Source organism: Aeromicrobium sp. (assembly GCF_050700635.1).
Taxonomy (GTDB): Bacteria; Actinomycetota; Actinomycetes; order Propionibacteriales; family Nocardioidaceae; genus Aeromicrobium.
This window is the reverse complement of record NZ_JBOHDT010000092.1, coordinates 1-5,537: the sequence shown is the minus strand read 5'-3', so window position 1 is coordinate 5,537 and position 5,537 is coordinate 1. Positions and strand designations below refer to the sequence as shown.

General features: G+C 68.3%; 8 protein-coding genes and 1 pseudogene. All 9 read right to left on the bottom strand.

The annotated features are described in order from the left end of the window. Nucleotides 1–67 precede the first annotated feature (67 nt). On the bottom strand, nt 68–505 hold the full coding sequence (gene rplV / locus ACRDPN_RS07225) for a 50S ribosomal protein L22 (RefSeq protein ID WP_431446706.1): 438 nt from the start codon (nt 503–505) through the stop codon (nt 68–70). Beyond that, complete coding sequence (rpsS, locus tag ACRDPN_RS07220; protein WP_431446704.1) at nt 502–783, bottom strand: 30S ribosomal protein S19; 282 nt, start codon at nt 781–783, stop codon at nt 502–504. Before rpsS ends, rplV begins: the two co-directional genes overlap by 4 nt. A 14-nt stretch (nt 784–797) precedes the next feature. Further along, nucleotides 798–1,625, bottom strand: coding sequence for a 50S ribosomal protein L2 (gene rplB / locus ACRDPN_RS07215; RefSeq protein WP_431446703.1), 828 nt, complete (start codon nt 1,623–1,625; stop codon nt 798–800). 13 nt (nt 1,626–1,638) lie between these two features. After that, nucleotides 1,639–1,941: a 50S ribosomal protein L23 gene (rplW, locus tag ACRDPN_RS07210; RefSeq protein ID WP_431446702.1), complete on the bottom strand. Its 303-nt coding sequence runs from the start codon at nt 1,939–1,941 to the stop codon at nt 1,639–1,641. After that, nucleotides 1,938–2,969 carry a 50S ribosomal protein L4 gene (gene rplD, locus ACRDPN_RS07205; RefSeq protein WP_431446701.1) on the bottom strand — a complete coding sequence of 344 codons (1,032 nt, stop codon included), beginning with the start codon at nt 2,967–2,969 and terminating at the stop codon, nt 1,938–1,940. Before rplD ends, rplW begins: the two co-directional genes overlap by 4 nt. Before the next feature lie 2 nt (nt 2,970–2,971). Beyond that, nucleotides 2,972–3,640 carry a 50S ribosomal protein L3 gene (gene rplC, locus ACRDPN_RS07200; protein ID WP_431446700.1) on the bottom strand — a complete coding sequence of 223 codons (669 nt, stop codon included), beginning with the start codon at nt 3,638–3,640 and terminating at the stop codon, nt 2,972–2,974. A 14-nt stretch (nt 3,641–3,654) separates the two neighbouring features. After that, the gene (gene rpsJ / locus ACRDPN_RS07195) at nt 3,655–3,963 is read right to left on the bottom strand and encodes a 30S ribosomal protein S10 (RefSeq protein WP_431446699.1); all 309 of its coding nucleotides are present in this window, start codon (nt 3,961–3,963) and stop codon (nt 3,655–3,657) included. A gap of 381 nt (nt 3,964–4,344) precedes the next feature. Further along, nucleotides 4,345–5,259: a cation diffusion facilitator family transporter gene (locus ACRDPN_RS07190; protein WP_431446698.1), complete on the bottom strand. Its 915-nt coding sequence runs from the start codon at nt 5,257–5,259 to the stop codon at nt 4,345–4,347. Between the two features lie 78 nt (nt 5,260–5,337). Further along, nucleotides 5,338–5,537 (bottom strand): annotated as a pseudogene (locus ACRDPN_RS07185) (elongation factor Tu); the annotation flags it as partial.

The window sequence follows — 5,537 nt, the reverse complement described above, 5'->3', positions numbered from 1 at the left end:
TACCACCGGCTCTTGTGGTCGGTGGAGATGCCGAGTCGGAACCCGTGCGGGTTGATCTTCTGTCCCACTATCGGTTCCCGCCCTTCTTGGTCGAGGTGGATGTCGGGTAAGCGTCGGCCGGCGTGACGACCACGGTCAGGTGGCTCGAGCGCTTGAGGATGCGGTTGGCCGCACCCTTGGCGCGCGGTCGCCAGCGCTTCATGGTCGGACCATCGTCGATCTGCACGCGGCTGATCACGAGGCTCTCGCGGGAGAGCCCTTCGGTGGTCTCGGCGTTCGCGACGGCGGACTCGACGAGCTTGTAGAAGTTCTCGGCCGCGGCCTGCGGCGCGAACTTGAGCAGCGCCAGCGCCTCGTCGACTTCCATGCCACGGATGAGGTCGCCGATGCGGCGGGCCTTCTGCGGGGTGACGCGGGTGAACCGGGCCACGGCGAACGCACCGGGCTCTCCGCCCAGCAGTCGTTCGCGGCGGGCACTCACGCCCTCACGGGTTGCTGCACTCATCGCCTCGTCGCCTTTCGGTCGTCCTTCTCGTGACCGCGGAAGGTGCGGGTCGGGGCGAACTCGCCCAGCTTGTGACCCACCATCGCGTCGGTGATGAACACCGGCACGTGCTTGCGGCCGTCGTGCACGGCGATCGTGTGTCCGATGAAGGACGGCACGACCATGGAGCGACGCGACCAGGTCTTGATCACGTTGTGGGTTCCGGCTTCGTTCTGGGCGTCCACCTTCTTGGCGAGGTGGTCGTCCACGAAGGGACCCTTCTTGAGACTGCGTGGCATTCGTCAGGCCTTCCTCAACGTCCGGACCTGCGGCGGCGGACGATCATCTGGTCGCTGGGCTTGCTCTTGCGGGTGCGGCCCTCGGGCTTGCCCCACGGGGACACTGGGTGACGGCCGCCGGAGGTCTTGCCCTCGCCACCGCCGTGCGGGTGGTCGACCGGGTTCATCGCGACACCGCGGACGGTCGGGCGCTTGCCCTTCCAGCGGTTGCGACCGGCCTTGCCCCAGCTGATGTTGGACTGCTCGGCGTTGCCAACCTCACCGATGCTCGCGCGGCAGCGGACGTCGACGTAGCGCATCTCGCCGGACGGCAGACGCAGCTGAGCGCGGCTGCCCTCCTTGGCGACGAGCTGGACGCGCGCTCCGGCGGAGCGGCCCATCTTGGCGCCGCCACCCGGTCGGAGCTCGACGGAGTTGAGCACGGTTCCAACCGGGATGTTGCGCAGCGGCAGGTTGTTGCCGATCTTGATGTCGGAGCCCACCCCGGCCACGACCGTCTGGCCCTGCTTGAGGCCGTTGGGGCAGAGGATGTAGCGCTTCTCGCCGTCGGCGTAGTGCAACAGCGCAATGCGGGCCGTGCGGTTGGGGTCGTACTCGATGTGAGCGACCATGGCCGGCACGCCGTCCTTGTCGTTGCGACGGAAGTCGATGACGCGGTAGGCGCGCTTGTGCCCGCCACCCTGATGCCGGGTGGTGATCCGGCCCTGGTTGTTGCGGCCGCCCTTCTTGGGCAGCGGCTCCACCAGGGACTTCTCCGGCGTCGTGCGGGTGACCTCGGCGAAGTCGGCGACACTCGAGCCGCGACGGCCCGGTGTGGTCGGCTTGTACTTTCGGATTGCCATGAGTTCTCAGTCCTCAGCTCGGGCTCGAGAAGATGTCGATGTTCTGACCGGCAGCCACGCTGACGATCGCGCGCTTGGTGTCCTTGCGCTTGCCGAGCCCGTTGCGGGTGCGGCGCGCCTTGCCCTTGCGGTTCAGGGTGTTGACGGCGGTGACCTTGACGCCGAAGATCTGCTCGACTGCGATCTTGATCTCCGTCTTGTTGGCGTCGGGGCGCACGACGAACGTGTACTTGTTGTCGTCGAGAAGGCTGTACGTCTTCTCGCTCACGACCGGCGCGATCAGGACGTCGCGATGATTTCTGCCGTTGGTGCTCATTCGGCCTCCTCCGAGCCCTTGTCAGTCCCGCCAGCTCGCGTGAAGCCGGCAGCCTCGGCGGAGGCCTCGGAGTCGAACCAGACCTCGGCCTCGGTCTGCTCGTACCAGGGGCTGTCAGGGGTGTGGAACTTCATCGAGTCGGCGTTGCCCTTGATGTCGAAGCCCTTGGGCGCGTTGCCGCTCTTGAGCGGAGCCTTCGAGCCCGGGCCGTACGGCTGGGTCTTCGTGACACCCTCGGCGGGCTGGTCGGCGACCTTCTTCGCGGCCGGAGCCTTCTTGGCAGCCGGTGCCTTCTCGGCTGCTGGCGCCTTCTTGGCGGCAGGAGCCTTCTTCGCCGGTCCCTTCTTGGCAGGCGTCTTCTTGGCGGTCTTCGCAGGAGCCTTCTCGACCTCGGTGACAGCCTTGCTCAGCGTGATCGTGTCGGCACCCTCGGCGGAGCGAGCGGCCACGAACGCGTCGTAGGCGGCCTTGGTGAACACGAGGTCGTCGCTGCGCAGGACGTCGTACGTGTTGAGCTGGTCGAACGGCAGCAGCTCGACGTCCGGGACGTTGCGCAGACTCTTGACCGTCAGCGTGTCGCCGGTGTTGACGACCACCAGCACACGCGGGCGGCCGGTGAGCTCACGCAGCGTGGAGAGCGCCGCCTTGGTGGAGGGCGTGTTGCCTCCGGCCAGCGACTCGACGACGTGGACGCGTCCGCTGCGGACCCGGTCGGAGAGGGCACCGCGCAGGGCGGCGGCCTTCATCTTCTTGGGCGTGCGCTGGTCGAACGAGCGCGGCGTCGGGCCGTGGACGATGCCACCGCCGGCGAACTGCGGCGCACGGATCGAGCCCTGGCGGGCGCGACCGGTGCCCTTCTGGCGATACGGCTTGCGGCCACCGCCGCGGACCTCGCCGCGCGACTTCACGTTGGCCGAGCCCTGGCGCGCCGCGGCGAGCTGGGCCACGACGACCTGGTGGATGAGCGGGATGTTGACCTGCACGTCGAAGATGTCGACGGGCAGCTCGACGTCAATGGTCTTCGGCATCGTCAGGCCTCCTTCACGGGCGACTTGGCGGCGCTGCGGACGACGACGAGCCCGCCCTTGGGGCCGGGGACGGCGCCCTTGACGAGGATGACGCCCTTCTCGGTGTCGACCGCATGGATCGTGAGGTTCTGCGTCGTCACCGTGTCGGTGCCCATGTGGCCGGCCATGCGCAGGCCCTTGAACACGCGGCCCGGGGTGGCGCAGCCGCCGATCGAGCCGGGCTTGCGGTGGTTGCGGTGCGCGCCGTGCGAGGCACCCACGCCGTGGAAGCCGTGGCGCTTCATGACACCGGCGAAACCCTTGCCCTTGCTGGTGGCGGTGACGTCGACGATGTCGCCCGCGGCGAAGATCTCAGGCGAGATCTCCTGGCCGAGGGTGTAGTCCTCGATGGCCTCGGTGCGGATCTCGACGGTGTGGCGGCGCGGCGTGACGCCGGCTTTGGCGAAGTGGCCGGCGGCCGGCTTGTTGACCTTGCGGCCGTCGATCTCGCCGAAGCCGAGCTGGAGGGCGCTGTAGCCGTCGGTCTCGCGGGTGCGGATCTGTGTGACGACGTTGGTGTCGGCGGCCAGGACGGTGACCGGGACGATCCGGTTCTCGGCGTCCCAGACCTGCGTCATGCCGAGCTTGCGGCCGAGGAGGCCGCGCGCTGTTGCGGTGCTGCTTGTGCTCATGCTCGCGACTCCCCTCAGAGCTTGATCTCGATGTCGACGCCGGCCGGAAGGTCGAGTCGCATGAGCGAGTCGACGGTCTTCGGCGTCGGGTCGATGATGTCGATGAGCCGCTTGTGCGTACGCATCTCGAAATGCTCGCGGCTGTCCTTGTACTTGTGCGGAGAACGGATCACGCAGAACACGTTCTTCTCAGTGGGCAACGGCACCGGTCCGGCGACCGTGGCGCCCGTGCGCGTGACCGTGTCGACGATCTTGCGCGCCGAGGTGTCAATGACCTCGTGGTCGTAGGCCTTGAGCCGGATACGGATCTTTTGTCCCGCCATGCTCTCGTCGTCCTTCTCTCGTCCCGCTGTGTCTCGTCTCGCCCGGGTCGGGGGAGCGATCGTGCCGCTCCTTCCGCCGACCCCCGAGGTCGGGCGTGTCGCGGCGCAACAAGGCGCGAAACACATCCAGATCTCGAGTTGGGTGGTTGGACCCGCAGTGGGTGTCGGTCGTTCAGGACCGGCACGCGTCGCGGGACAGGTCGGGCCTCAGGTTCGGCGCCACTCTGTACCCGTGTTCTAGGTGCCCGGCGTGAGTTCCGGACGAGCGACACCCCAGCGGACCGGCCGGAGCAACCGCACTAGTCTGACAGATCCCCGCGGGGATATACAAATCGTGAACCCGGCTCTTCCCCCGTCACCGCGAGTCGCTGCGGGCGCCAGTCAATGATGGATGTTCGGCTCGCTGTCGGAGTGGCCGTCAGGCTCGATCTGGAACGTGGAGTGCTCGACGTCGAAGTGGTCGGCGAGGCAGTCGCGCAGATGATCGAGCACGGCGTGGGCCTCCCCCATGCGCGTCACCGAGTCGTCCACCACGACGTGCGCACTCATCACCGGCATGCCGGACGTGATCGTCCAGACGTGGAGGTCGTGCACGTCGATCACGCCGTCGGCGGACAGGATGTGGCGGCGCAGGTCTTCCAGGTCGACGTCACGGGGCGAGCCCTCCAGCAGCACCTCGGCGACCTCGCGCAGCAGGGAGACCGCTCGTGGCACGATCATGGCCGCGATCACGAGCGAGGCGACGGCGTCGGCGGCGTGCCAGCCGGTCGTGAGGATGACGAGAGCTGAGACCAGCACCGCCACCGAGCCCAGCGCGTCCCCGAGCACCTCGAGGTAGGCACCCCGGACGTTGAGGCTCTCGCGCGCGCCACCGCGCAGGAGGAGCAGAGCCGCCACGTTTGCCGCCAGCCCGATGCCGGCTGCGGCGAGCACAGGACCGGCCGAGATCTCCGGACCACCGTCGAGACGGCGCACAGCGTTGACGACCACCCAGCCGGCCAGGCCGAGGAGCACGAGTCCGTTGAGCCCGGCGGCGATCACCTCCGTGCGGTGGTAACCGAACGTGCGCCGCGAGCCCGGCCGTCCGCCCCGCTGGGAGACGGTGATCGCCGCAAGCGCCATGACGATGCCGAACGAGTCGCCCAGGACGTGACCGGCATCGGCGAGCAGCGCCAAGCTGCCAGTGATCCACGCGGCGACGGCCTCGACCACCAGCACGGTGAGCGACAGGACCAGCGCGAGTGCCAGACGTCCGCGGTGCGCGACGCCCGTGCCGTGCGAGTGATCCTGACCCACGGAGTCAGAGTACGACCGTGGATGCACGAGGGCCCGCCCTGCCGCAGCAGGACGGGCCTCGTCAGAGAGCGGGTCAGCTCACTTGTTGATCTTCGTCACGCGTCCGGCGCCGACGGTGCGGCCGCCCTCGCGGATGGCGAAGCGCAGGCCGTCCTCCATGGCGATCGGCTGGATCAGCTGAACGCTCATCTCGGTGTTGTCGCCCGGCATGACCATCTCGGTGCCCTCAGGCAGCGTGACGACGCCGGTGACGTCCGTGGTGCGGAAGTAGAACTGCG

Excerpts from the sequence above, each read along its gene's own strand:
- rplV (WP_431446706.1), bottom strand. The coding sequence starts at position 505 with ATGAGTGCAGCAACCCGTGAGGGCGTGAGTGCCCGCCGCGAACGACTG.
- rpsS (WP_431446704.1), bottom strand. The coding sequence starts at position 783 with ATGCCACGCAGTCTCAAGAAGGGTCCCTTCGTGGACGACCACCTCGCC.
- rplB (WP_431446703.1), bottom strand. The coding sequence starts at position 1,625 with ATGGCAATCCGAAAGTACAAGCCGACCACACCGGGCCGTCGCGGCTCG.
- rplW (WP_431446702.1), bottom strand. The coding sequence starts at position 1,941 with ATGAGCACCAACGGCAGAAATCATCGCGACGTCCTGATCGCGCCGGTC.
- rplD (WP_431446701.1), bottom strand. The coding sequence starts at position 2,969 with ATGCCGAAGACCATTGACGTCGAGCTGCCCGTCGACATCTTCGACGTG.
- rplC (WP_431446700.1), bottom strand. The coding sequence starts at position 3,640 with ATGAGCACAAGCAGCACCGCAACAGCGCGCGGCCTCCTCGGCCGCAAG.
- rpsJ (WP_431446699.1), bottom strand. The coding sequence starts at position 3,963 with ATGGCGGGACAAAAGATCCGTATCCGGCTCAAGGCCTACGACCACGAG.